Genomic DNA, 23,240 nt, shown 5'->3' on the forward strand with positions numbered 1-23,240 from the left:
GGCGCCGCTACCGGTAGCTGTGCGCGAGACACGCCGTGAATCCATCCCTGGAGGCTTGTCGGCCGGGGTCCAGCCGCTGCATGTTTTCGCGGCGCCTTCGGCCCCTCCGTCGACAGTCTCGCGCACAGCTACCGGCATCGACGCCTTCGCACCGGCGTTTCGGAAGAGCCAGAACAAATAGATGACCGACCCGACATTTCGCATCGGCTTCGACGCCGCCCTGGAAACCGCGATCAACACCGCGTTGAAATACGACCCGGGTACCCGCGCGCGCCTCGAAAAACTCGACGGCAGCGTGCTGGAACTGGACCTGACCGCGCCGCGCATGCACCTGCTGTTGTGTATCGAGGGCGAGCAGGTGCGCGTGCGCCAGCACTGGGAGGGCGAGATCGCGACGCGCCTGTCCGGTTCCGCCATCGCCTTCCTGCGCCTGCTGCGCGATCCGGCCGCGACGCCGGCCGGTGTGGGCGTCAGCGTCGGCGGCTCCAGCGCGCTGTTGGCGGAGCTGCAGTCGATACTGCGCGACCTGGATATCGACTGGGAGGCGCCGCTGGCGAAGCTGGTCGGCGATGTGCCGGCGCATGCGGTCGGCGAGACGCTGCGCTCCGCGAGCCGCTGGCTGCGCGACAATTTGAGCCGCGCGCCGGTTGCGGCCGCCGAGGCGGTCAGTGAGGAGTGGCGCCTGACGCCGCCGCAGGCGCAGTTCGAGGCCTTCGTCGAGGATCTGCAGGATCTGTCACTGGCCACCGAGCGCCTGGAGGCGCGGATCAATCTGTTGAAAGAGCGGCTGCGCCCATCCGGAAACGGTTTCTCCCGGCGGGAGGCGCAGTAACCTTGCCGATCTCGCGAAGCTTCACCATAGCGCGGGTCGTACTGCGCTACCGCCTGGACCAGCTGCTGCCGCTGTCGCGCCGGCCCCTGTGGCTGCGCGGCCTGATGAGCCCGCTGAAGCTGCTGCCGAAGTCGAAACTGGCCCGCGGCGAGCGGCTGCGCCGCGCGCTCGAGGAACTGGGGCCGATTTTCGTCAAGTTCGGCCAGCTGCTGTCCACACGCCCGGACCTGCTGCCGCCGGATATCGTCGAGGAGCTGGACCGGCTGCAGGACCGGGTGCCGCCCTTCCCCAGTGAACACTGTATCGCGCTGATCGAAGAGGCGCTGGGGGACAGTGTCGAGGCGCTGTTCGCCGAATTCGAAAAGGCGCCACTGGCGTCCGCGTCCGTGGCCCAGGTGCACGGCGCCAGGCTGCACTCCGGCGAGTCGGTGGTGGTCAAGGTGCTGCGCCCGGGGATCGACCGGGTGATCGCGCAGGATCTGCGCCTGCTGAATATGCTCGCGCGCTGGGTGGAGCGCTGGGTACCGGACGGCCGCCGCCTGCGCCCGGTGGAGGTGGTGGAGGACTACCGCCACACCATCGAGGGGGAACTGGACCTGGTGCGCGAGGCCGCCAACGGCACCCAGCTGAAGCGCAATTTCGCCGGCTCGCCGCTGCTGTATGTGCCCGAGGTCTACTGGGACTACACGCGCGCGAATGTGCTGGTGCTGGAGCGCATCGACGGCATTCCGGTCACCGACGTGCGCCAGCTGCGGGCCCAGGGCACCGACATGAAGCTGCTGGCCGAGCGCGGCGTGGAGATCTTCTTCAAGCAGGTGTTCGAGCACAATTTCTTCCACGCCGACATGCACCCCGGCAATATCTTCGTGTCGCGCAAGCATCCCGAGCGGCCCCAGTACATCGCGATAGACACCGCCATCGTCGGCAGCCTGTCGCGGGAGGATCAGTACTACCTGGCGCGCAACCTGCTGGCCATGTTCCGCCGCGACTACCGCATGGTCGCCGAGCTGCATGTGCAGAGCGGCTGGGTGCGGCGCGATACGCCGGTGAGCAGCTTCGAGGCGGCCATCCGCGCCGTGTGCGAGCCTATCTTCGAGAAGCCCCTCGGTGAGATCTCCTTCGCGCGGGTGCTGATCAGCCTGTTCCAGACGGCCAGAAGGTTCGATATGGCGGTACAGCCGCAGCTGGTGCTGCTGCAGAAGACGCTGCTCAATATCGAGGGCCTCGGGCGGCAGCTTTATCCCCAGCTGGATCTGTGGAAGACTGCCCATCCATTTCTGGAGCGCTGGATGCGCGAGCGCATCCACCCGAAGACCATCGTCGGCGAGATCAGGCGCTACGGCCCCGAGTGGCTGGAGAAGTTCCCACAGCTGCCGCAGCTGGTCTTCTCGTCGCTGGAACAGGCGCGCGAGCTGGCGCCGCAGCTGGACAAAATCGGCGACAAGCTGGCCCAGAGCCACCGCCGCGGCCGCCGCCAGTACCTGCGCCGGATCGCCGGTGTGGCACTGGCCGTCGGCGCCGTGGCCGCGTCCGGCACACTGGCCCAGCTGCCGCCGGCGGCCTGGATCCTGGGCACGGCCGCGCTGGCGCTGCTGCTCTGGCCGTAAACCGGGCAACGAAGTTTTGTAGGCTCGGCAAAAGCGCGTAGCGACGCGCCCATCCACTGCGACATGGTGGACACGCTGCGAGCCCGGCCGCTGCATGTTTTCGCGGCGCCCGCGGCCCTACAATGTGACAGACTGAAAAGGCGAAACAACGGTTTGAGTGACGCAGACTTTATCGACCAGGTCAGTTGGAACGGCGACGGTCTGGTGCCGGCCATAGCGCAGGATTTCAAGACCGGGCGCATACTGATGATGGCGTGGATGAACCGCGAGTCACTGGCGATCACCGCCAGCGAGGGCTACGCGGTCTACTGGTCCCGCTCGCGCAACAAACTGTGGCGCAAGGGCGAGTCCTCCGGGCACCTGCAGCAGGTGCGCGAGATACGCCTCGACTGCGACGGCGACACAGTGCTGCTGCTGGTGGAGCAGCAGGGCGGTATCGCCTGTCACACCGGACGCAGCAGCTGCTTCTACCGCCTGTTGCAGGACGGCGAGTGGCGGGTGACGCAGCCGGTGATCAAGGATCCGGGTAAGATTTATGAGTGACCTGCTGAAGCAACTGGACGCGGTGCTGGAAAGCCGCAGGCGCGAGGGCGACGCCGGCAGCTCCTATGTGGCCAGTCTGCACGCGAAGGGCCTGAACAAGATTCTGGAAAAGGTCGGCGAGGAGGCCACCGAGGTGATCCTCGCCGCCAAGGATGTGGAGCGCGGCGGCGAGCGGCAGGCGCTGATCGGCGAAACCGCCGACCTCTGGTTCCACTCCCTGGTGATGCTCTCGCACCTGGGCGCGGACTCACAGGACGTGCTGAACGAACTCGCGCGCCGCTTCGGCCTCTCCGGGCTGGAGGAAAAGGCCAGCCGCACGGAATAACTGTTGGATAGGGCGGCGGCCGCCCCGTCAATTGTGCAATCTGGAGAAAACTATGGGATTCGGTGGAATTAGTATCTGGCAGCTGCTGATCATTCTCGTCATAGTGCTGCTGCTGTTCGGCACCAAGCGCCTGCGCAACCTGGGCAGCGACCTGGGCGGCGCCCTGAAGGGCTTCAAGAAAGCGATGAAGGACGAGGACAAGGAAAAGGAAGAGGAGAAGGAGCCGGAGAAGCTGGAGCACGACGAGCAGGAAAAGCCGCAGCAGAAAGAATCCGCGCGGGACAAAGACAAACAGTCCCAGGACAAGTGACTCTGAACCCAAACCAGAAACAGCCAGCGCGAGTAACAGTCCGTGTTTGATATCGGCTTTTTTGAGCTTCTGTTGGTTGCCATAGTGGGCCTGCTGGTGGTGGGCCCCGAGCGGCTGCCGGATGCCATCCGCACCACCGCGCGCTGGTGGTCCGGTATCAAGCGCACGCTGCAAAGTGCGCGCGAGGAGCTGGAAAAAGAGGTGGGTGCAGACGATATCCGCCGCGAGCTGCACAACGAGCGCATACTGCGCGAACTGGAGGAGAGCCGCCGCGAGATGGAGCAGGCCTTCACCGAGGTGGACCGGAAGGAGGAGTTGCAACCCCGGCCCGAGCCGACCGAGGAGCCGCCCCGCGACCCCAAGCACCCGACGGCGGACGCGGACGACTACCTGCCGGAACAGGACGAGAACGCCGAGGAGCTGCAGGACCCGGAATACCCGGAGCACTGGCACGACTACGGCGATCCGGAACTGAACCCGCACCACCCGGACCGCGCTGCCCACTCCGCCGGAAAAGACCTGGCCCCGGAAAAAACGCCGCAGGAAAATGACAGGCAGCCTTGAGCTAAGGTAGCAGTGACATGAGCGACCAGTCGCAACAGAGCCCTCAGCCCAATGAGGAGGAGAGCCCTCAGCCCAATGAGGAAGGGAGCCCTCAGCCCTCCCAGGAAGACAGCACCCAGCCGTTTATCGACCACCTGATCGAACTGCGCGACCGCATATTGCGCACCCTGCTGGTGGTGGTGGTCATCTTCGCCTGCATGGTGCCCTTCGCCGCGGAGATCTACGACTTCGTCGCCGACCCGCTGCAGGCGCGGCTGGTGGAGGGGGCCGGCATGATCGCCACCGAGGTGACCTCGCCCTTTTTTACCCCGTTCAAGACCACGTTTATCCTGGCCTTCTTTGTCGCCATCCCCTATGTCCTCTATCAGGCCTGGGCCTTTATCGCCCCGGGCCTGTACCAGAACGAAAAGCGCTTCGCGGCCCCGATTCTGATCTCCAGCGTCATCCTGTTTTACGCCGGCATGGCGTTCGCGTACTTCGTCGTCTTCCCGATCCTGTTCGATTTCTTCGTCAGCTCCGCCCACTCGGATATCAAGGTACTGCCGGATATCAGCCGCTACCTGGATCTGGTGCTGAAACTGTTTTTCGCCTTCGGCTTCGCATTCGAGATTCCCATCGCCACGGTGCTGCTGATCTGGAGCGGCGCCGTGGACGCCAAGACCCTGGCGAGCAAGCGCGCCTATGTGATCGTGGCCTGCTTCGTGATCGGCATGCTGCTGACCCCGCCGGATGTCATCTCCCAGTCGCTGCTGGCGATCCCGATGTGGCTGCTGTTTGAGGTGGGGATACTGCTGGGGCGCTGGATAAAGTCCGCACCGAAGGAGCGCAGCGCCTGACAGCGCGCCTGTAGGAGCCTGCTCGCAGGCGAATAATAAGGTTGAACAAGGCCTGGAAATATTCGCCTGGCAGATTTCTGCTCCAGCCCTTTGCAAGAGCTGCAACGCCGCAGATGCATGCTTCAGGGCCCGCCCTACGGGGCTTTCAGAGCGATTCACACTCTGCGTTGCGACTTTTTGAAAGGTCTAGCATTCCTGCAAAGTCGCGCCTTGATTGTGAACCGCTCTGAAAGCCAGAGAGGCCATGGAGTTATTCAGAGGTTCCCTAGAAACCTCGCCGCAAAGCACCACCCTGTATCTGGCGCTGACCGGCGCCGGCCGCCGGCGACGATGCCGCGCTACACTTGGCCCGGTATAGTGATCTGCTCCTGGGCTGATCCCGCTCCGGGCAGGAGCGGGAACTCAAGTCGGTGCGCTTAAGAGTGGTTTTTTGAATCGGCCTCGATATTGCGCAGTGTCAGGCGGATCAGATAGGCCGCCATCACGCAGATAAAGGCGATCACCCCCAGGCTCAGCAGGCCGGAAAAGCTGGTAAACAGGTCAATGAGCGCGTCCATTTCAGGCTCCGTCTTTCACATCGGTTACGGAGCCAGTCTAGGGGGCTGCGTCGGGCGCGGCTTGATCTGGATCAAGGTTGGGGCCCGCCGCGGCGCGGAGGAGGCGGGTGCGGCGGCTAGAAGATCCCGGCTATGCTGATAAAAATCAGCGCCGCGGCGGCCAGCGCGAAGAGTTCGCGCTCCTCTTCCCAGCGCGGCAGCAGGATCAACAGGGCCAGGGGCGGCAGGAAAACGGCGATCAGGCCCAGCAGCAGGTGCTGGCGAAAACAGACGCGCAACAGGCGCAGCCAGCCGATGAAAGCGAAGACCAGCGCAAAGACGGTCAACACGGCGGCGACCGGCGCCATACCCGGCCCTATGGCTGTCGACTCCATGCAAACACCTCACGCGAACGATGGTTAGAGTGTATATCAGCATTCGGCGTTTTTTCGTGCCAGTGGCGGCGGCCGCGCTGGGGCTGTTGTTTTTGGGCGGCTGCGAGACGGCGGGCTACTACGCCCAGGCCGCCGGCGGCCAGTGGCGCATACTCGCCGCGCGGGAGCCCATCGAGGAAGTGGTGGCGGCGCCGGGAACGGAGGAAAAGCTGCAGCAACGGCTGCGCCTGGTGCAGTCGATCCGCGCTTATGCCGGCGCGGAACTGCGGCTGCCGGTGGGCAGGGCCTACGGCGCCTATGTGCAGCTGGATCGGGACTACCCGGTGTGGAATGTGCTGGCGGCAGAGGAGTTGTCCCTGAAGCCGAAGCGCTGGTGCTACCCGATCGCCGGCTGCGCCAGCTACCGCGGTTATTTCAGCAAGGCGGCCGCGCGCGCCAAGGCGCGGGCGCTGCTGGCCCAGGGCTACGACGTCTACCTGGGGCCGGTGCCGGCCTACAGTACCCTCGGCTGGTTCGACGATCCGGTGCTGTCGAGCTTCGTCAACTGGTCGCCGGAGCGCCTCGCCGGACTGCTGTTCCACGAACTGGCGCACCGGCGCGTGTATATCGCCGGCGACACCCGCTTCAACGAGAGCTTCGCCACCGCCGTGTCGGAACTGGCACTGCCGGACTGGCGCCGCCGCTACGGCATAGAGGGCATGGGCGCGGACGCCCGCGCCCAGGCGCTGGCGGTCAACCGGCTGATGACGGCGGCGCGCAAGCGGCTGGAATCGATCTACGCGGCGGAAATTCCGGACGACGCCAAGCGCGCGCGCAAGGCCGAGACCCTGGCGCAGTTGCGCCGCTGCTACCGCGTCCTGTCCGCGGACTGGCCCAACCCGGAGCGCTACCGCGCCTATATCGAGAAGACCAACAACGCGACCCTGGCGCTGGTGGCCGAATACCAGTCCCTGGTGCCGGCCTTCAAGCAGCTGTACGCAGAGAGCGGCGGCTGGGAGGATTTCTACCGGGCCGCGGAGCGGTTGGGGGAGGAGAGCGAGGAGCTGCGCAAGCGGCGGCTCGCGCAGCTGGCGGCTCGCTACCGGGCGTCCGGTGTTCAGGTCTCGAGCAGGAAGGTCACAGGCCCGTCGTTCAGCAGCGACACCTGCATGTCCGCCGCGAATAGGCCGCAGGCCACCGGCGCGAACTGAGCCCGCGCCCGCTCGACGAAGTAGTCGTAGAGCGCCTCCGCCTGCTGCGGCGCAGCGCCGCGGCTGAAGCTGGGCCTGAGCCCTCTGGCCGTGTCCGCCACCAGGGTGAACTGGCTCACCACCAGTAGGCCGCCGCCGGCCTGCTGCACATTCAGGTTCATGCGTCCCTGCTCGTCGCCGAATACCCGGTAGTGCAGCACCTTGTGCAGCAGCTTGTCCGCGCTCTCGCGGTCGTCCCGCGCCTCCACGCCCAGCAGCAGCAACAGGCCGCGGTCGATGGCGCCGACCGTCTCACCATTTACCTCCACCCGCGCGTGGCGCACGCGCTGAATCAATCCCTTCATCGCAAATAAACCGCCCTGGAAGCCAACGAGGAAATGCCCTAGATTAGCCAACTGTCTGCGGCGAATAAACCGAAAGAGCAGCGCCCCTCTCCCGCTTGCGGGAGGAGGACGGGGAGGGAGGAATAATAATGCACGCATTCGTTACCGGCGCTACCGGCTTCCTCGGCGCCAACCTGATCGAACAGCTGCTCGCCGAAGGCTGGCGGGTCACCGCGATGCACCGCGGCGGTTCGAATACGCAGCTATTGCGGAAGATGGGCGCTGAGCCGGTGCAGGCGTCGCTGACCGATATCGGCTCGCTGCGCGCGGCCCTGCCGGAAAATATCGATGCGGTTTTCCATGTTGCCGCCAACACCAATATGTGGCGCGGCGGCAATGCGCAGCAGTGGTGTGACAATGTCGAGGGCAGCGGCAATATCGCGCGGGTGGCGCGGGAGAAGAACGCCGGCAGGCTGATCCTCACCAGCTCCATCTCCGCCTACGGCTACCACCGCGAGACCATCACCGAGGAGAGCCCGCAGCTGGCGGACGACCCGCGCCACCACTACCTGTTCACGAAGAAGCGCGCCGAGCAGGCGGTGCGCGCGGAAATTGCGCGCGGGCTGGACGCGGTGATCCTGAATCCCTGCGCCATCGTCGGCAAATACGATACCGGCAGCTGGGCCCAGACCTTTTTTATGATCGACAAGGGGCAGCTGCCGGGCGTGCCGCCGGGGCGCGGTTCCTTCTGCCACGCCGGGGCCGTGGCGCGCGCCCATATCAGCGCCTATCACCGGGGCCGCTGCGGCGAAAACTATATCCTCGCCGGTGTGGATGCCAGCTTCCTGGAGTTCTTCGGCCAGATAGCGACGCTGCTGAATAAACCGGTGCCGAAACGCACTGCGCCGGCGGTCGCGATCCGCGCGATCGCCCGCCTGTCGGATCTGTGGTCGCGGGTCAGCGGGCGCGAGCCGGTGATCACGCCGGAGAAGGCCGCGCTGATCACCCGCCGCGTCACTGCGAGCAGCGCCAAGGCCGAGCGGGAGCTGGGCTACGACCCGGGCGTGAAACTCGAGACCATGCTGCGCGAGTGCCGCGACTGGCTGATCGAACAGAAACTGCTGGAGGCGCGGGCGTGAATCGCGGCAATATCGTTTTCGTGTTGGTTATGCTGCTGTTGGTGCTGCAGCTGATACAGCACTATTTCTTCTCCGGCGCGTGATAACCCCGCTTTGTAGGAGCCTGCTGTGACCGCCATGGGGGGCGGTCACGGCAGGCTCCTACAGGACGCTTTTGCCCGCCAACACGGGAAAACATAGGGACATTTGTGGAAGACAAACGCTGCGCTTGGTGTCTCAGCACACCGCTCTATCAAAAATACCACGACGAGGAATGGGGCCGTCCGGTCACTGACAACGGCAAGCTGTTTGAGTTTCTGATCCTCGAAGGCGCCCAGGCCGGACTCTCGTGGATCACGATACTGAACAAGCGCGAACACTACCGCCGCGTCTTCGACAATTTCGATGTGGAAAAAATCGCGCGCTACACGCCGCGCAAGATCGAAAAACTGCTGCAGGACCCGGGCATAGTGCGCAACCGGCTCAAGGTGGAATCCGCGGTAAAGAACGCCCGCGCGACCCTCGCCCTGCGCGAGCGCGGCATCGGCCTGGCGGAATTCCTGTGGCAGTTCACCGACGGCCGCGTAATGGTGAACGAGCGCCGCAGCCTGAAACAGGTGCCGGCCACCACGCCGGAATCCGATGCGATGAGCAGGGCGCTGAAGAAGGCCGGCTTCAGCTTTGTCGGCAGCACCATCATGTATGCGCATATGCAGGCCACCGGCATGGTCAACGACCACCTGATCGACTGCCCGGCCTATCGGCAGTGTGTGGACGAGGCGGCGGCAAAGAATTTACTGTAGTTCCCCGCCCGGGCGGCAAAATTTCGCGCAAGAGGTGACGTGCAGATGGATTTAAATGAACTGATGAAAGACTACGGGCCGCAGATCCTGAACGGCCTGTTCAGGCTCGGCTCCGCAATTCTGGTGCTGATCCTGACCGTCGTCGCCGCAAAGCTGGCGCGCCGCGGTGTGCGCCGCCTGTCCAACCGGCTGGACGCGACGCTGATCCCGGTGTTGAGCAATATCGCGGTCTGGTCCGTGTATATCGTCGGCGGGCTTGTGGTCCTGGACAAGTTCGGGGTCAATACCACCAGCCTGATCGCGCTGCTCGGCGCCACCGGCCTCGCCGTGGGCCTGGCCCTGAAGGACACGCTGCAGAATATCGCCGCCGGTTTCATACTGCTGGGCCTGCGCCCCTTCCGCGTCGGCGACACCATTCAGTTCGGCAGCACCATGGGCACGGTGCGCCAGGTGGGCCTCTTCACCACCGAGCTGGACACCGTCGACGGCCTGCGCGTCAGCGCCCCGAACAGCGCCGTCTGGGGCGAGACGCTGATCAACTACAGCCGCAACGCCACCCGCCGCCTGGAGATAGTCGCCAGCATCGCCTACGGCGACGATATAGAGACCGGCATGGAGGTGCTGCGCCGGCTGGTGGCGGAGGAGCCGCGCATCCTCGCCGAACCGGAGCCCAGCTACGCGGTGCGCGCACTGGCGGACAGCTCGGTGAACCTGCACCTGCGCGCCTGGACCGCTAACGCCGACTACTGGGACGTGCACTGGTCGCTGATGAAGCGGCTGAAGCCGGCGCTGGAGGCGGCCGGGCTCAGCATCCCCTTCCCGCAGCGGGAGCTGCATATCGTCGAACACTCTGCCGGCCGGGCGCGCGGGCGGCTCGAATCCGGCGAGCCCTGATCCCGGGAATCCATCGGCTCGGCGCAACTGCGCCGCAACCCTGGGGCGGGTGAATCGACACCCCGCCGTTTTCATGTCAAAGTAACCGGCGTTTTTTTGAGCAAAATTTGACCGGGACACGAAGATTCCAATGAAGAAACTGCACCATTCCCCGATTGCCAAGCCCCTGATTCCCAGCCTGCTGGCCCTGGCCATCCTCGGCGGCTGCCAGCGCGACGAGGCCCCGGAGGCCGGCGCCAGTGCGCTGTCCCAGAACGCGGCCGCGACCGCCGAGGCCAAAGACCAGGCCGTCGACCCCGCCGCCGAGACGGCGCGCCTGACCGAGTGGCTCGACGCGCGCTACGAGGAAGAGCTGCAGTTCAGCCCGATACAGCTCTCCTACCTGGGCCGCAAGGATCTGTACGACCAGATCGACGATATGAGCGAAGCCGCCGATGCGCGCAAGCTGGCCTGGAAGGCGAAGACCGTCGAAGAACTGAAGAAAAACTTCGACTACGACAAACTGACCCCCGCCGGCAAGGAATCCTACGACCTGTGGATTTTCCAGTACGAGCAGGACAAGGCGGCCGAGCCCTTCAAGCGCCACGGCTACTTCGCCGGTGAGCTGGGCGGCCCCGAGGCCTCGTTGCCCAACTTCCTGATCAATATCCACAAGGTGGACTCCGTCGAGGACATGCAGGCGTACATCGCCCGTATCGACGGCGTCAGCCGCGCGATGAACCAGCTGCTCGAGCGCGCCCAGCTCGCCGCCAAAGACGGCATCCGCCCGCCGCGCTTCGCCTACGATCTGGCCATAGAGCGCGCGCAGAAGGTCACCAGCGGCGCGCCCTTCGGCGGCGAGGGCGAGGCCCCGCTCTACGCCGATGCGAAAGGCAAGATCGAGAAGCTGAAGAAAGACGGTAAGATCGACGACAAGGCCGCGGCGGAATTGCAGGCGCAGGTAGAGAAAAGCCTGAAGGAGCAGTTCAAACCCGCCTTCGACACCTATGTCGCCTGGCTGCAGGCCGACCGCGAGAATGCCAGCGAGGAGCCCAAGGGCGCCTCCAGCCTGCCGAACGGCGAGGCCTACTACAACAACCGCCTGGCCAACTACACCACCCTGGAGCTGACCGCCGACGAGGTGCACCAGATAGGTCTGGATGAGGTGGCGCGCATCCGCAAGGAGATGGAGGCGATCAAGGAGCAGGTGGGCTTCGAGGGCAGCCTGCAGGAATTCTTCACCTTTATCCGCACCGACGACCAGTTCTACTACCCCAACACCGACGAGGGGCGCGAGGCATACCTGAAGGAGACCCGCGGCTTCCTCGAGGATATCGAGAAGAAGCTGCCCGAGTACTTCGGCATACTGCCCAAGGCGAAGCTGGTGGTGAAGCGGGTCGAGCCCTTCCGCGAAGTGCCCGGCGGCGCCCAGCACTACCAGCCCGGCACCCCGGACGGCTCCCGCCCCGGCACCTACTATGTGCATATGTCCGACATGAGCGCCCTGTCCACCACCGACATGGAGACGGTGACCTACCACGAGGGCAGCCCCGGCCACCATATGCAGATCTCCATCGCCCAGGAGCTGGAGGGCATTCCGCAGTTCCGCACCCAGGCGCACTTCACCCCCTACGTCGAGGGCTGGGCGCTCTACTCCGAGCTGCTCTCCAAGGAGATGGGCCAGTTCCAGGATCCCTACAAGGACTTCGGCCGCCTGACCGCGGAAATGTGGCGCGCCATCCGCCTGGTGGTGGATACCGGCATGCACGCCAAGGGCTGGACCCAGGACCAGGCGGTGGAATACTTCCTGGAGAACTCCGCCATCCCGGAGGGCGCGGTGCGCTCCGAGGTGCGCCGCTACCTGACCCTGCCGGGCCAGGCCACCTCGTACAAGATCGGCATGCTGAAAATCCTCGAACTGCGCGAGCAGGCGAAGGAACAGCTGGGCGACAAGTTCGATATCCGCGGCTTCCACGACACCGTCCTCGGCGGTGGCGCCCTGCCGCTGCCGATGCTGGAGATGCGGGTCGCGGCCTGGGTTGAGCAGGTCAAGAACGGCTGATCGCCGGGCGCATCCACAAGCGAAAAAGCCGGGCGCTGCCCGGCTCAGGCTGCCGGCAAGGTCCGACAGCCGGAATCGAAGGCAAAGTGCTGGGACGGAGCGTACAGGGATGTATTCACAGCGTTTCGAAATACCCGTCCCGGTGCTTTGCCGCCACAGCCCCTGCTTAGAACGACAGGAGGGGTTGATAAACACTCTGAGCCGGGCATTGCCCGGCTTTTTGTTTTTTCACCGGCGGCCCGGTAGCATCCGCCGGAAATCGAAAACAGCAAAAAACGGAGAGTTGCACATGGTTCGACCCGCCGCCTTCCTGCGCCTGGCCCTGTTGCTGCTGGCCGCCAGCGGCGCGGCAAATGCCGCCGATATCGTCGCCGAGCGGATAGAGAGCGAGCGCCACGACTTCCGCATAGTGCGCCTCGCCTCCGGCCTGCATCACCCCTGGGCCCTGGCAACTCTGCCGGACGGGCGCCACCTCGTCAGCGAGCGGCGCGGCCGCCTGGCGCTGATCGACGGCGGCGATATCGCCTACCTCGATGGCCTGCCGGCGGTGTCCGCGCTCGGCCAGGGCGGTCTGCTCGACCTGGCGCTGCACCCGCGATACGGCGACGGCGAACACGACTGGATCTACTTCACCTACGCCAAGCCCGGCGAGGGCGGCCAGTCCGCCAGTGCGCTGGCGCGGGCGCGCCTCGGGGAGGGCCGGCTGACGCACCTGCAGGAGCTGTTTGTGCAGGACCGCTTCTCCTCCCCCGGCAGGCACTACGGCTCGCGCCTCGCCTGGCTGCCGGACGGCACCCTGCTGATGACCGTCGGCGACAGGGGCGTGCACCCGCCGCGCGCGCAGGACAAGCTGGATCACGCCGGCAGCGTGCTGCGCCTGACCGAGACCGGCCAACCGGCCCCGGACAACCCCTTCGCCGGCGACGACGCCGCCCTCGACGAGATCTACAGCTACGGCAACCGCAATATCCAGGGTCTGACCGTGGACGGCGACGGCCGCATCTGGGCCAGCGAACACGGCGCCCTGACCGGCGACGAGCTGAACCTGATCGAGGCGGGCGCCAACTACGGCTGGCCCATCGCGACCCGCAGCAAAGACTACGGCAGCCGCGAGCCCATCGGCGTGCCCTCACTGCCCGGTGTGCGCGATGCGGTGTTGATCTACGACGGCCGTTTCGCGCCCTCGGGCCTGGCGCAGGTGCACAGCGCGCGCTTCCCCGGCTGGCGCGGCGACCTGCTGGCCGGCGGCCTCGGCAGCGAAAAGCTGCTGCGCATCCGCCTCGACGGCGACCGCGTGGCCGGCACCGAGACGCTGCTGCAGGGCCAGCTGGGCCGCATCCGCGACGTGCGCCAGGGCCGCGACGGCTATATCTACCTGCTCAACGACAGCAGCGATGGCGGCCTCTACCGTCTGGAACCCCTGACAAAGTAAATCACCCCGGAGAAAGACATGGATATCGGCAAAATTCTCAGCCGCCTGGCGCTGGCACTACTGGCGCTGAGCGCCGCCGCCAACGCCCTGGCGGAGCCCACCGAAATCGTCGTGCGCGCCAAGGCCAAGGACGCGAAATTTATCGGCACCTCTATCGGCGGCGCCATGGTGCGCATCCGCGACGCCGACAGCGGGGAGATACTGGCCCAGGGGCTGACCGAGGGCAGCACCGGCAACACTGAAACCATCATGCAAAAGCCCCGCGGCCGCTACGACGCCATCGCCGGCGGCGCGGCCAAGTTCGAGACTACACTCGATATCAGCGAGCCGGTTTTCCTGACCGTGGAGGTGCTGGCGCCCCATATCAAGAAGCAGGCGCGGGTGCTGGCGCAGACGCAGACCTGGCTGGTGCCGGGCAAGCCGATAGACGGTGACGGCCTGATCGTCGAGATACCGGGCTTTGTCGTCGACCTGCTGAGCCCGCAGACGCACTTCTATACCAGCGTCGACAAGGGCCCGTTCGAGATCAAGGCCAACGTGGTGATGATGTGCGGCTGCCCGCTGACCGACGGCGGACTCTGGGATGGCAGCCGGATCGAGGTGGCGGCCATCGTCGAGAAGGACGGCGAGGCCTTCGCGACTGTGCCGCTGAAGCTCGACGGCATGAACACCTTTGCCGCGCCGCTGCGGGCGGAGGCGCCGGGCGTCTACGAGATACTCGTCTACGCCTACGACCCGAAGACCGGCAATACCGGCGTCGACAGGACCAGCTTTATCGTCAAATAGATTTTGCGCACCGGCAGGGGAGCGAGTATGCATATCCGCGAGGCGGTGGAAGAGGACCTGGAATCCCTTTGGGGCATTTTTCGCGCGGTGCGCGACAGTGGCGCGCTGCGTTTCTCCGCCGCCGTGGACAGGGACTCCTTCCACTGCCAGTGGCTGACTCCGGGCTGCTCGACCTATGTGGCCGAGGAGGATGTGCACCAGCTGGGTGTCTGCAGGCTCGGCGTCAACTTTCCCGGCCTCGCGCACCACGTCGCCGGTGCCACCCTGCTGGTGCGCCCGGAAGTGCGCGATCGCGGCGTCGGCCGCGCGCTGGCGCAGCGCTGCATCGCCCGAGCCCAGGATGCCGGCTACCAGGAGATGCAGTTCAACCACGTGCCCGCAAGTAACAGGGCCGCGTTGACCCTGTACCAGGAGCTCGGCTTCTCCATCATAGAGACCCTGCCCCGGGCCCACCTGGACCCGGAGCGGGGGCTGGTGGACGCCTTTGTATTGCACCGCTTCCTGCAGTAGGTAGCGGCCCTCGGTTCCCTCCTTCCCTCTCCGCCCGCTTGACGCGCCGGCGTTGAAACGGTGGAATAGCGCACCGGTAAATTGGCAGCTGCGAATTTACATCTCCGATCCCGGCCTTTGCGGCCGCGGATCGTCTCCGGTGATTCGATCACCACTCAATGGCCCGCATTTCCGGGCCCCACAATCGCGGTCGCACGCCGCAGTTACATTCTGATTTTCGCGTTCTGCCCGCAGGTGGGCGGGATCGCGTTGTGTCGCTAAAAAACGGAAAATCACACAGGAGGAAGCATGCCTATGGCAGATGATCTGTACCCTTCGCGGATTGGCGGCAGGGAGCAAATCATCGATAGAAAAGATCCGGTGGTCTACGGCGATGCGGCTGCGCCCGGACCACTCAGCCGCGAACAGCTGGATGACTACGAAAAAAACGGCTATCTGATACTGCCGGACTATATGCCGGAAATGGTGCAGCCGCTGCGCGACGAAATGGAAAAACTGCGTGAACAGTTGCGCGGCCGCGAGGAGCTGGTCTGCGAGCCGCAGAGCAATGCGCTGCGCACCATATTCAGCCCCGACAAGTTCAGCCCCCTGGTGGACCGCTTCTTCCGCCATGAGAGAGTGCTGCCACTGGTGCGCCAGCTGCTGGGCTCGGATGTGTACTTGATGCAGTCGCGCCTCAATAACAAACCCGCCTTCACCGGTCGCTCCTTCGCCTGGCACTCGGATTTCGAGACCTGGCACGTGGAGGACGGCATGCCGCGCATGCGCGCGCTGACCGCCTGGATCATGCTGAGCGAAAACCATGAGCACAACGGGCCTCTGTACGTGATCCCGGGCTCGCACAAACTCTATGTATCCTGCCGCGGCAAAACCGGCGAGGACAATTACAAGTCCTCCCTGCGCCAACAGGTGCTCGGTGTGCCGCAACCGGACACCATGCGCGAAATACTGCGCGGGCGCGAAATCCACGCGATCACCGGCAGGCCCGGCACCCTGGTGATCCACGAGTGCAACCTGCTGCACGGCTCCCCGGACAATATCTCCGGCGATTCCCGCCAGGTACTGATGTGCGTGTACAACAGCGTGGAGAACAAGCCGCAGGCGCCCTTCGGCGGCCTCAAACCGCGCCCGGAATTCCTCAGCAGCCGCGACTGCACCCCGGCCGCAGTGGCCTAGAATGCAGTAAACGGACACGGGAAACGGCCATGAAAGAAGCGGGCAGGCAGGCCCTACTCAAAGAGCACCGGCCGGAGAATATCGCCCGGCGCCTGCGGCAGCCGCCGCGCTCGCAGAAGGTGTCGGATTTTGTGCTCGGCGCCATCGACGGCTGTGTCACCACCTTCGCCATAGTGTCCGGCGCCTTCGGCGCCGGCTTTCCAAACGCGGTGGTGCTGGTTCTGGGCTTTGCCAACCTGCTCGCCGACGGCTTCAGCATGGCGGTCAGCAACTACGAGGCGGTCGGCGCCGAGCGCGAGCAGCGGGAGGCGGCGCGGCGCACCGAGGAGCGCCATATCGACCTGGTGCCCGAGGGCGAGCGCGAGGAGGTGCGGCAGATTTTCGCCGCCAAAGGATTCAGCGGGGAGGCGCTGGAGCATATCGTCGACACCATCACCGCCAACCGCAAACTGTGGATCGACACCATGCTGGTGGAGGAATACGGCATCAACCGCACCGCCGCCAGCCCGGTCGGCTCGGCCGCGGTGACCTTTGCCGCATTCGTCAGTATCGGCGCCCTGCCGCTGCTGCCCTACCTGTTTGCGGCGCTGCCGGACGACACCCGCTTCGCTCTCAGCGCGGCGCTGGCGGCGCTGACCTTTTTCGCCATCGGCCTGTGCAAGGGCGCGATATTTTCCCGCCGCATCCTGCCCGCGGGTATCAAGACGCTGCTGTTCGGCGGTGCGGCCGCGGGCCTCGCGCTGGCGACGGGCGCGTTTCTGCGCGGGCTGGTCGACGTCGCCGCATAGAGCGGCGCGCACGGGCGCCCGGCGGCCCGGTTAAACCGAAACCACCTGGTTGCGGCCGCCGTCTTTGGCGCGGTACATGCGCGCGTCCGCCTCCGCCAGCAACTGGCCGTGAGTCGCGCTGCCGGGATCGCCCTCGGCGACGCCGAAGCTGATGGAGATGGGCACCGGCGGATCGTACTTGTCGCTCAGGGCCTCCACCCGGCTGCGCAGCTTTTCCGCCAGAATGCCGCCGCCGTGCAGGTCGGTGTTCGGCAACAGCACCAGGAATTCCTCGCCGCCCCAGCGCGCCACTATGTCGTCCGCGCGGGTGTTCTGGCGCAGCGTTTCCGCCACGTCCTGCAGCACGCGGTCGCCGAAGGCGTGGCCGAAGGTGTCGTTGATGGTCTTGAAGTTGTCCAGGTCGCCGATCAGCACCGCGTAGCGGCCGGCCAGGTGGCGGCTGCGGCGCTCCAGTTCATTCATGGCGCGGTAGGCCTCGCGGCGGTTGGCCAGCCCGGTCAGCGCATCTGTGGAGGCGCGGTTTTCCAGCTCCCGGGTCAGCCGGTGCAACAGCTGTTGGGTCTGGTGGCGGCTGCTGTCGAGCAATGCGGTCAGCGCCGTCAGGGCGCCGAACACGGCGATAAAACGCGCGCGGTAACCGGTGTCGTAGTCGGCGGTGAGGCCGGGGAAGTCCGGGTAGAAGAGCACCAGCGCCGTGGCGCCGCCGATCGCGATCAGTGCCGCGGTGCCGCCCTTGTAGCCATAGAGGTTGATAAAGCCGGGCACCAGCATCACCGCCCACATCAGGCCGGTGTTGTTCACACCGCCGGACAGCAGCAGATAGAAGTAGAGCACCACCAGCAACACGCCGACCAGCAGCGGTGTCTTGCGGCTCTGGCCCACCAGGTTGATCGCGATATAGGCGGCCAGAATTACCACCGCCACGCCGAACAGGGTGGCGGCCTGAAGGATATCGGCGCCGGTCAGCGCGATGATGGCCATGGCGCCGGTAATCGCCATGGAGAAGATCAGCATATAGCCGGAGGCCTGGATGCGACGACGCAGCTCTATCTGGCGCGCCTCCTCGAGCGGATCGCGAAAGGCCAGGTTTTGAGAATCGTACCCTGATTGCATTGGGTTTCCTGTCTTATACGGGCCGCCATGCGCTACCTCCGTCCGGCCCGGGGGCCGCGCAGCGGGCGCGCGACCGCATCTTCTTCTATTCACCCACTGGCGCCGATGCGCGGCGCCACAACCCCAAGAGACTTCACCGCCCGGGAGGGCGCGGGCGAGCCGCCGCTGTGAAGCGCGGTCAGTATAGGGGGATTCGCCCCGGCGCCAAAGCGCCGCGCTACAGTATCAGTAGGTGGATTGTTGAAATTGAGAAACCGTGACAGAAATTACACTGACCTGCGGCGATATCCTGACAATGCGGGGCGACGCGCTGGTATGCCCGGCGCACAAGCATCTGATCCGCGGGCGCGGCCTGTCGGCACAGATCTACGAGCGCGGCGGCGCCGCCCTGGCGGCGGCCTGCGAACAGCAGCCCGAGTGCGCCGTCGGCGAGGCCCGCATCACCCGCGCCTACGGCCTGCCGGTGCAGTACCTTTTGCATACGGTGACACCGCAGTGGAGCAGCGGCGACCAGTGGGGCGCCCAGGCGCTGGCGCAGCTGAAGCGCTGCTACGAGAGCGCACTGGCGCTGGCGCGGCAGAAGGGGCTGAAGAAGCTGCTGTTCCCGGCCCTCGGCGCCGGCACCAACCGCTTTCCCCACGCGATAGCGGCGCACCAGGCGCTGGAGGTACTGTACGCACAGGGGAGCGGGTTCGAGCGGCTGACGGTCTGCCTGCACACGCCGGCGGCGCTGGGGGAGTGGCGGCGGGTGGAAAAGTGTTTCTTCAGCGAGTGACCAAACAGCACCGTGGGGCGGCCGTTGGCCGCGACCAGTCTGCGCTGTGGGGCGGAATCCAGTCGCGGCCAATTCGGATTTGAAGCGATCGACCGTCTGGCTCCTCCCGGCGTGCCGCCGGAGTACTTTCAGGCGTTCTTCTGGTGGGCGTTTCGCGCAGGGACAGGTCGCCTATCACAGGGGCTTTTATGTACAGGGCTGACGATAGGGGCCGGGACATCTATGGAACCGCAAGAACTCTACCTGCTGGCCGCAGACACAATCCTAGTCACCCATGTGCTTTTCGTTGTGTTCGTCGTCTTCGGCCTCGCGTTTATCCTGCTCGGAAAATGGCGCTCTTGGTCCTGGGTACGCAACCCCTGGTTTCGCCTGCTGCACCTGGCCGCCATCGCTGTGGTGGTGCTGCAATCCTGGCTCAGCGTCATCTGCCCGCTGACGATCTGGGAGATGGCACTGCGGGAACGCGCTGGGGGGGCAGTCTATTCCGGTTCATTCATAGCCCACTGGCTGGAGAGTATCCTGTACTACCGCCTGCCGGAGTGGGTATTTATCGTCTGCTACACCGCGTTTGGAGCACTCGTAGTGGTCAGCTGGTTCTGGGTTCGCCCGCGGCCGTTTCGTCGGCGCTGACGGCTGGCGGCCTCGAAGCAAGGACGTAGCGTGCTCGCTTTTTCCGGCGTGCCTGCCTTGCGGGACTGCGCAGCGGCCCTCGTTCCCGGGGCGCCCATGGGCACAAAATTATGCGCGAGTAAGAAATAGCCTGGACAATGCTGTAATGCGGTGTAATCGAATGGTGGAAAAGTTTAGTGACTGCCGAGCTGAATTATGGCTATATATGGGTATTTGTGACCAGATATAGGTGCAAATGCCTATATCTATACGCGGTGTACAGATGTGCACACGCTTAAGAATAAAACTGTTAACTGAATGAGGGCTTCAAGTGCATTTTTTCTACATGGATGAGAGCGGTTGCACGGGCGCCAATCTAGAAGATGAGCAGCAGCCAATTTTTGTACTTGCCGGTATATCCGTAGCTGATCAGAAATGGAATAACACGCAGAAAGCATTTTCAAAGATACTTTCAGATTATTTCAATGGCGCTTTACCAGATAACTTTGAGCTTCATTCCCTAGAGTTGCTGAGCCCAAAAGGTGAAGGCCCCTTTGAAAATCATCCAATACAGCAGCGACTTCAATTAGTTAGAAATATACTTGATCTGCTCGAGGATCTTGGGCATGACACATTCTATTTCGCCATAGAAAAAGAAGTACTTTTAGGTTCAAGCTGCGATTTCGATTTCAAGTACGACTATAAAACACCCTACTTATCTTCGTTTGATTACCTGCTTACTTACATAAACTGGCATGTCAAAAAGAATTTAGGTCATACCGCTCGCGGTTTAATCGTTTTAGATGAAAAAGAAAATCTTCACGAAGAAATTGAAAAAATTGTACATGACCGAAGGTTCCAGGGAGTCGAGGCGCATCGGATAAAATGGATTGTGGAATTCAGCTATCCAGTAGACTCTAGAAAGAATCCCATGATTCAAATATCAGACCTTGTCGCACTGTGTTTACGCAGATTCCTGGAAATAGATAAGGGCTATCGTGAAGGTTGGCCCGATGTGGTTAAACAATTCTATGCAGAATGCTATGCGAAAATATCAAATAGATTAAAACGAAAAAATATAGTGGAGCGTACGGGTAAAAAATCAAAGAATTTAAATGAATTCCTTACGGAATTGCAGTGTAAGCCTAGAGTCCGCTGGAAGAAACACTATGGCCTGCAGTAATTCAGTTAACAAAGCGCTGCAAAGGGACGGCTTACTTTGTGCACTTTATGCGCAGTCGCTTCGCTCCATTATCGCGCATAAAATACACAAAGTAAGCCGCCCCTGAGCGCGGCGTTCTGGTTGTAGAAAAACTCTGTAGAAGTAGTGTTTTTTGATAGAATTGGCGGATCATAAAAGGAATGCCCGCCATGCCCAATTTCAAGCGGTATAACTACAACCAGGACGCGATGGTTGTAATCAATTTTGAGGAGCAGCTGCAGCCTGGAACCTTCGAATTTACCCTCCACCATCTCATCGACAATCATATCGATCTATCCGCGTTCTACAACAAGTACCAGAATGACGCCGGTGGCCGCTCAGCCTACGACCCGGCCATTCTCCTGAAAATTATCCTGTTTGCTTATTCCAAGGGCATAACGTCCAGCCGTGAAATCCAGTGGCAGTGTGAACACAACATCATCTTCAAGGCGCTGTCCTGTGACTCAGTGCCGCATTTCACCAGTATTGCCAGCTTCGTCAGTAGCCACCCCGATGCGATAGAGGCTATCTTTGAGCAAGTGCTGATGGTCTGTGATCAGCAGGGGCTGTTAGGCAATGAGCTATTTGCCATCGATGGCTGCAAAATGTCCTCCAATGCTAGCAAGACGCACTCGGGTACATTCAAGGAGCTGGAACAGAAGCGGAGCAAGATTCGCAAGAAGATCCGACACTGCCTGAAGGAGCACAAGAAGCTCGACGGACGCAAGCCAGCCGAACGAGAGCGCAAGCAGCGCCTAGCGCAGGCCACCGAGACACTGCAGAAACACTTCGACAAGATTGATCAGTTCCTAAAGACGGCATCCCCAAGGATGGGGCAAGGCAAACAACCAAAAGAAGTCAAAAGTAATATCACCGACAACGAGTCGGCCAAGATGACCACTAGCAAGGGCACCATCCAGGGCTACAACGGCGTTGCAGCGGTGGACAAGAAACACCAGATTATTGTCGAGGCCCAGGCGTTCGGCGAGGGTCAGGAACACCACACTTTAAAGCCTGTACTTGACGGGCTCACCGCTCGCTACCGCAGAGCCGGTATTCACAACAACATCCTCGCTGAGCAGGTTATCGTCACTGCCGATACCGGCTTCTCCAATGAAGCCAATAACGAGTATCTAAGAGACGAAGGCATCAATGCCTTTATCCCCGACAATCAGTTCCGCTCCCGCGACAAAGTCTTCGCCAGACAAAAAGAGAAGTACGGCAAGCGGCACCGCGATACGATGATTGGCGTGAAGCAGGTGATCCCCGCTAGCGAGTTCCAGTTCGACAAGCGTCGCAAGACCTGTGTCTGCCCAGCGGGCAAAGAGCTACTCCTCTATAGAGAAGAAGGCGTAAGCGAGGGCAAGCACAAGCTGTTCTTCGAGGGGCGTCTGACGGACTGTCGCCACTGTCACCTGAAACACCAGTGCATGCGCAATCCCAGCTCCGCCGACACCCGAGACGGTCACGGGCGGCAGGTGTCCACCACCTGGACCAACGGTCACACGGCGACCGACTGGATGAAAAAGCGTGTGGACAGTATTGCGGGCAAGACCATCTACAGTCACCGGATGTCGGTGGTAGAGCCGGTGTTTGGCAATATCGGCACCAATAAACGGTTAAATCGCTTCTCGCTCCGTGGCCGTGAGAAGGTCCAGGGGCAATGGCGGATGTTCTGTTTAGTGCATAACATCGAGAAATTGATGCGATATGGGGCGATTCACTAATTCACGGGGGTATCCACACTCGCCAACGTGAAATGACTGCGGTCTGCGCGAAATGGGTGATTATGTAAAACAATCATGGTTAAATAGCGCTCACTCAACCGAAGAAAAATGAGAGCCATAAAACGATTATTTCGAAATTCGTTTTTCTGCAGGCTCGTTATGCATTATGAGATTTCCGATAGTACTATTTTTTCTAATGGTCGGCCTGAGCGCGTCGGCTTGTATCATCAATCCTGGCACGCTCGCTCTTCAGAATCCTAAGAGAACCATTGAGTTATCAGACTCCGTATTCGAAGGCAAGCTTTTGTCTTTAATATATGTCCCAACGTATCTTCAGGTCGCCAAGTTCGAAGTAGTAAAAATATACAAAGGGAAAAGTAAAAAAATTATTTTAGCTGTGCATAATTTTAATAATAGTTGTGGCTCCTTAATCACAGATGATAAAGTTGGCAAAAATTATTTTGTATTTGTTAAAGAGGGGTCAGGTGAAAAATACGAATTGTATACATTTATTTCGTCAGATAAATTGGATTTCATCGATGGCAAGTTCAAACGAATAAGGATAGATCGCGCGCAGCCGTGATCTGATCCAGTTGTTGAACAAGCCCGTATTTCCGGCCTGCTCTTTATAAGAAAATATATTTTTCAAAAATAAGGAAGTGCTGGTATCTGAGTGGCGGTCATTTTTTTAAGGACGAGCGCCGGCCTTGGCTTTCTTCGAGCCAATAAGCGCGGCCCTACTTGTCGCTGAAGCTGTACTCCCTCCCTTCTAATGGATGGCGATATTTGATCGGGATCTGCCTGTT

The 23,240-nt window shown here is 62.5% G+C and carries 26 protein-coding genes; 22 read left to right on the forward strand and 4 right to left on the reverse strand.

The features are described from left to right. Positions 1–181 precede the first annotated feature (181 nt). The 7 genes from ACXAF3_RS01575 (at position 182) to tatC (ending at position 5,017) form a co-directional block, all read left to right on the forward strand. The gene (locus ACXAF3_RS01575; RefSeq protein WP_475110543.1) at positions 182–832 is read left to right on the forward strand and encodes a ubiquinone biosynthesis accessory factor UbiJ; all 651 of its coding nucleotides are present in this window, start codon (positions 182–184) and stop codon (positions 830–832) included. A gap of 2 nt (positions 833–834) precedes the next feature. Then, a complete protein-coding gene (gene ubiB / locus ACXAF3_RS01580; RefSeq protein WP_475110544.1) occupies positions 835–2,439 on the forward strand; it encodes a ubiquinone biosynthesis regulatory protein kinase UbiB in 1,605 nt (534 codons plus the stop codon). A 153-nt stretch (positions 2,440–2,592) separates the two neighbouring features. After that, positions 2,593–2,982 (forward strand): phosphoribosyl-AMP cyclohydrolase, encoded by a 390-nt coding sequence (hisI, locus tag ACXAF3_RS01585; RefSeq protein WP_475110545.1) that lies wholly within the window; start codon positions 2,593–2,595, stop codon positions 2,980–2,982. After that, positions 2,975–3,307, forward strand: a complete 333-nt coding sequence (locus ACXAF3_RS01590) for a phosphoribosyl-ATP diphosphatase (RefSeq protein WP_475110546.1) — start codon at positions 2,975–2,977, stop codon at positions 3,305–3,307. The genes hisI and ACXAF3_RS01590 overlap by 8 nt, the downstream gene beginning before the upstream one ends. A gap of 52 nt (positions 3,308–3,359) precedes the next feature. Continuing rightward, on the forward strand, positions 3,360–3,617 hold the full coding sequence (tatA, locus tag ACXAF3_RS01595; RefSeq protein WP_475110547.1) for a Sec-independent protein translocase subunit TatA: 258 nt from the start codon (positions 3,360–3,362) through the stop codon (positions 3,615–3,617). Between the two features lie 42 nt (positions 3,618–3,659). Next, on the forward strand, positions 3,660–4,181 hold the full coding sequence (gene tatB / locus ACXAF3_RS01600) for a Sec-independent protein translocase protein TatB (protein ID WP_475110548.1): 522 nt from the start codon (positions 3,660–3,662) through the stop codon (positions 4,179–4,181). A gap of 17 nt (positions 4,182–4,198) precedes the next feature. After that, the gene (gene tatC / locus ACXAF3_RS01605) at positions 4,199–5,017 is read left to right on the forward strand and encodes a twin-arginine translocase subunit TatC (RefSeq protein WP_475110549.1); all 819 of its coding nucleotides are present in this window, start codon (positions 4,199–4,201) and stop codon (positions 5,015–5,017) included. A gap of 416 nt (positions 5,018–5,433) precedes the next feature. On the opposite strand, the gene ACXAF3_RS01610 is transcribed toward tatC, so the two are convergent. Together ACXAF3_RS01610 and ACXAF3_RS01615 are read right to left on the reverse strand one after the other, a co-directional pair. Next, positions 5,434–5,574, reverse strand: coding sequence for a DUF3149 domain-containing protein (locus ACXAF3_RS01610; RefSeq protein ID WP_475110550.1), 141 nt, complete (start codon positions 5,572–5,574; stop codon positions 5,434–5,436). Between the two features lie 116 nt (positions 5,575–5,690). Further along, complete coding sequence (locus tag ACXAF3_RS01615) at positions 5,691–5,948, reverse strand: hypothetical protein (RefSeq protein ID WP_475110551.1); 258 nt, start codon at positions 5,946–5,948, stop codon at positions 5,691–5,693. Between the two features lie 29 nt (positions 5,949–5,977). Here ACXAF3_RS01615 and ACXAF3_RS01620 point away from each other — a divergent pair, with 29 nt between their 5' ends. After that, positions 5,978–7,138, forward strand: a complete 1,161-nt coding sequence (locus ACXAF3_RS01620; protein WP_475110552.1) for an aminopeptidase — start codon at positions 5,978–5,980, stop codon at positions 7,136–7,138. On the opposite strand, the gene dtd is transcribed toward ACXAF3_RS01620, so the two are convergent. Then, a complete protein-coding gene (gene dtd / locus ACXAF3_RS01625) occupies positions 7,045–7,482 on the reverse strand; it encodes a D-aminoacyl-tRNA deacylase (RefSeq protein WP_475110553.1) in 438 nt (145 codons plus the stop codon). The genes ACXAF3_RS01620 and dtd overlap by 94 nt on opposite strands. Before the next feature lie 128 nt (positions 7,483–7,610). Here dtd and ACXAF3_RS01630 point away from each other — a divergent pair, with 128 nt between their 5' ends. The 9 genes from ACXAF3_RS01630 (at position 7,611) to ACXAF3_RS01670 (ending at position 17,009) form a co-directional block, all read left to right on the forward strand. Beyond that, entirely contained in the window at positions 7,611–8,600 is a 990-nt protein-coding gene (locus ACXAF3_RS01630; protein ID WP_475110554.1) for an SDR family oxidoreductase, read from the forward strand. 188 nt (positions 8,601–8,788) lie between these two features. Further along, positions 8,789–9,382: a DNA-3-methyladenine glycosylase I gene (locus ACXAF3_RS01635; RefSeq protein ID WP_475110555.1), complete on the forward strand. Its 594-nt coding sequence runs from the start codon at positions 8,789–8,791 to the stop codon at positions 9,380–9,382. A 45-nt stretch (positions 9,383–9,427) separates the two neighbouring features. Next, complete coding sequence (locus ACXAF3_RS01640; protein ID WP_475110556.1) at positions 9,428–10,276, forward strand: mechanosensitive ion channel family protein; 849 nt, start codon at positions 9,428–9,430, stop codon at positions 10,274–10,276. 130 nt (positions 10,277–10,406) lie between these two features. Further along, positions 10,407–12,317, forward strand: coding sequence for a DUF885 domain-containing protein (locus tag ACXAF3_RS01645; RefSeq protein WP_475110557.1), 1,911 nt, complete (start codon positions 10,407–10,409; stop codon positions 12,315–12,317). Positions 12,318–12,606: 289 nt separating this feature from the next. Further along, positions 12,607–13,749: a PQQ-dependent sugar dehydrogenase gene (locus tag ACXAF3_RS01650; RefSeq protein WP_475110558.1), complete on the forward strand. Its 1,143-nt coding sequence runs from the start codon at positions 12,607–12,609 to the stop codon at positions 13,747–13,749. Between the two features lie 18 nt (positions 13,750–13,767). Then, positions 13,768–14,535: a hypothetical protein gene (locus ACXAF3_RS01655; protein ID WP_475110559.1), complete on the forward strand. Its 768-nt coding sequence runs from the start codon at positions 13,768–13,770 to the stop codon at positions 14,533–14,535. Between the two features lie 27 nt (positions 14,536–14,562). Continuing rightward, positions 14,563–15,045 carry an N-acetyltransferase family protein gene (locus ACXAF3_RS01660; RefSeq protein ID WP_475110560.1) on the forward strand — a complete coding sequence of 161 codons (483 nt, stop codon included), beginning with the start codon at positions 14,563–14,565 and terminating at the stop codon, positions 15,043–15,045. Positions 15,046–15,339: 294 nt separating this feature from the next. Further along, a complete protein-coding gene (locus ACXAF3_RS01665) occupies positions 15,340–16,221 on the forward strand; it encodes a phytanoyl-CoA dioxygenase family protein (RefSeq protein ID WP_475110561.1) in 882 nt (293 codons plus the stop codon). Positions 16,222–16,250: 29 nt separating this feature from the next. Then, positions 16,251–17,009: a VIT1/CCC1 transporter family protein gene (locus ACXAF3_RS01670; RefSeq protein ID WP_475110562.1), complete on the forward strand. Its 759-nt coding sequence runs from the start codon at positions 16,251–16,253 to the stop codon at positions 17,007–17,009. A 30-nt stretch (positions 17,010–17,039) separates the two neighbouring features. Here ACXAF3_RS01670 and ACXAF3_RS01675 read toward each other — a convergent pair whose 3' ends face one another. After that, entirely contained in the window at positions 17,040–18,122 is a 1,083-nt protein-coding gene (locus ACXAF3_RS01675) for a GGDEF domain-containing protein (protein ID WP_475110563.1), read from the reverse strand. Positions 18,123–18,378: 256 nt separating this feature from the next. Between ACXAF3_RS01675 and ACXAF3_RS01680 the strand changes: the two genes are divergently transcribed. The 5 genes from ACXAF3_RS01680 (at position 18,379) to ACXAF3_RS01700 (ending at position 23,017) form a co-directional block, all read left to right on the forward strand. After that, complete coding sequence (locus ACXAF3_RS01680) at positions 18,379–18,897, forward strand: macro domain-containing protein (RefSeq protein WP_475110564.1); 519 nt, start codon at positions 18,379–18,381, stop codon at positions 18,895–18,897. A gap of 222 nt (positions 18,898–19,119) precedes the next feature. Next, positions 19,120–19,527 carry a DUF2784 domain-containing protein gene (locus tag ACXAF3_RS01685; RefSeq protein WP_475110565.1) on the forward strand — a complete coding sequence of 136 codons (408 nt, stop codon included), beginning with the start codon at positions 19,120–19,122 and terminating at the stop codon, positions 19,525–19,527. A 310-nt stretch (positions 19,528–19,837) separates the two neighbouring features. Further along, positions 19,838–20,689 (forward strand): DUF3800 domain-containing protein, encoded by an 852-nt coding sequence (locus ACXAF3_RS01690; RefSeq protein WP_475110566.1) that lies wholly within the window; start codon positions 19,838–19,840, stop codon positions 20,687–20,689. 188 nt (positions 20,690–20,877) lie between these two features. Further along, the gene (locus tag ACXAF3_RS01695) at positions 20,878–22,434 is read left to right on the forward strand and encodes an IS1182 family transposase (RefSeq protein WP_475110567.1); all 1,557 of its coding nucleotides are present in this window, start codon (positions 20,878–20,880) and stop codon (positions 22,432–22,434) included. A 196-nt stretch (positions 22,435–22,630) separates the two neighbouring features. Further along, on the forward strand, positions 22,631–23,017 hold the full coding sequence (locus tag ACXAF3_RS01700; RefSeq protein ID WP_475110568.1) for a PH domain-containing protein: 387 nt from the start codon (positions 22,631–22,633) through the stop codon (positions 23,015–23,017). Positions 23,018–23,240 lie beyond the last annotated feature (223 nt).

The organism is Microbulbifer sp. ABF4_143, assembly GCF_056160225.1.